3 protein-coding genes and 1 pseudogene are annotated in these 1,739 nt (G+C 56.8%); all 4 read right to left on the reverse strand.

The annotated features are described in order from the left end of the window. Positions 1–347, reverse strand: a pseudogene (locus CHB99_RS29160) (DNA-directed RNA polymerase subunit alpha); the annotation flags it as partial. Positions 348–369: 22 nt separating this feature from the next. Next, positions 370–990: a 30S ribosomal protein S4 gene (rpsD, locus tag CHB99_RS29165; RefSeq protein ID WP_042123540.1), complete on the reverse strand. Its 621-nt coding sequence runs from the start codon at positions 988–990 to the stop codon at positions 370–372. A 15-nt stretch (positions 991–1,005) separates the two neighbouring features. Then, positions 1,006–1,395, reverse strand: a complete 390-nt coding sequence (gene rpsK, locus CHB99_RS29170) for a 30S ribosomal protein S11 (RefSeq protein ID WP_002555466.1) — start codon at positions 1,393–1,395, stop codon at positions 1,006–1,008. 30 nt (positions 1,396–1,425) lie between these two features. Continuing rightward, the coding region (gene rpsM / locus CHB99_RS29175) for a 30S ribosomal protein S13 (RefSeq protein ID WP_249299732.1) at positions 1,426–1,739 on the reverse strand (314 nt) is incomplete at its 5' end.

Consider the following 1,739-nt stretch of genomic DNA (forward strand, 5'->3'; position numbering starts at 1 on the left):
TGAATATCGGCAGCGGTAACCACCCCCGAACCCTTCTTCGACAAGGTCAGCGTAACTTCGTCACGACCGTGCAGCTTGATAGCCAGGCCTTTCAGGTTCAACAGGATTTCGATGACATCTTCCTGTACACCTTCGATCGCGGAGTACTCATGGAGTACGCCGTCGATCTCGGCCTCGACTACTGCACAGCCAGGCATGGAGGACAACAGGATGCGGCGCAGCGCGTTGCCCAGGGTATGGCCGAAGCCACGCTCGAGAGGCTCGAGCGTGATCTTGGCGCGGGTTGGACTGACGACCTGCACATCGATGTGGCGGGGCGTCAGGAACTCATTTACCGAAATCTGCATGGATGCACCTATTTTCTAGCCCTTACTTGGAGTAGAGCTCGACAATCAGGTTTTCGTTGATGTCGGCAGACAGGTCGCTGCGAGCAGGAACGTTCTTGAAAACGCCCGACTTCTTGGCAGCGTCCACGTCAACCCACTCAACGCGGCCACGCTGAGCACACAGTTCAAGGGCTTGAACAATGCGCAGCTGGTTCAGCGATTTCTCGCGAACTGCGACCACGTCACCCGGACGAACTTGGTAGGACGGAATGTTTACAGTCTTGCCGTTGATGCTGATCGCCTTGTGCGAAACCAGCTGACGGGATTCAGCACGGGTAGCGCCGAAGCCCATACGGTAAACGACGTTATCCAGACGGCATTCGAGCAGTTGCAGCAGGTTCTCGCCGGTAGCGCCTTTCTTGGCCGCTGCTTGCTTGTAGTAACCGCTGAATTGACGCTCGAGAACGCCGTAGATGCGACGGACTTTTTGCTTCTCGCGCAGCTGGGTGCCGTAGTCGGACTGACGGCCACGGCGCTGGCCGTGGATACCTGGGGCTGCTTCGATGTTGCACTTCGATTCCAGAGCGCGAACGCCGCTCTTCAGGAACAGGTCGGTGCCTTCACGACGAGACAGTTTGCATTTTGGACCAATGTAACGTGCCATTTATCTGTCTCCTGATTACACGCGACGCTTCTTCGGCGGACGGCACCCGTTATGCGGGATTGGCGTCACGTCGGTGATGCTGGCGATCTTATAGCCGCAGCCGTTCAGTGCACGAACAGCGGACTCACGACCTGGACCTGGACCCTTGACGTTCACGTCGAGGTTCTTCAGGCCGTACTCCAGCGCAGCTTGACCAGCACGTTCAGCAGCTACCTGAGCGGCGAACGGGGTCGATTTGCGGGAACCACGGAAACCCGAACCGCCGGAGGTAGCCCAGGACAGAGCGTTACCTTGACGATCGGTGATGGTCACGATGGTGTTGTTGAAAGACGCATGGATGTGGGCGATGCCATCAACCACTGTCTTTTTGACTTTCTTACGAGGACGAGCAGCAGGTTTTGCCATGTCTATATTCCTGTCGATTCGCTGGTGCGATTACTTGCGGATCGGCTTACGCGGACCCTTACGGGTACGGGCATTGGTCTTGGTACGCTGACCGCGTACTGGCAGACCCCGACGATGGCGCAGACCGCGGTAGCAGCCCAGGTCCATCAAACGCTTGATTTTCATGTTGATGTCACGACGCAGGTCACCTTCGGTGGTGAACTTCGCGACTTCGCCACGCAGCTGTTCAATCTGCTCGTCGCTCAGATCCTTGATCTTAGCGGCTGGGTTTACACCAGCGTCTGCACAGATTTTCTGTGCAGTAGTGCGACCAACACCATAGATGTAGGTCAGCGAGATAACAG

It is taken from the genome of Pseudomonas japonica, assembly GCF_900188455.1.
Taxonomy (GTDB): domain Bacteria; phylum Pseudomonadota; class Gammaproteobacteria; order Pseudomonadales; family Pseudomonadaceae; genus Aquipseudomonas; species Aquipseudomonas japonica.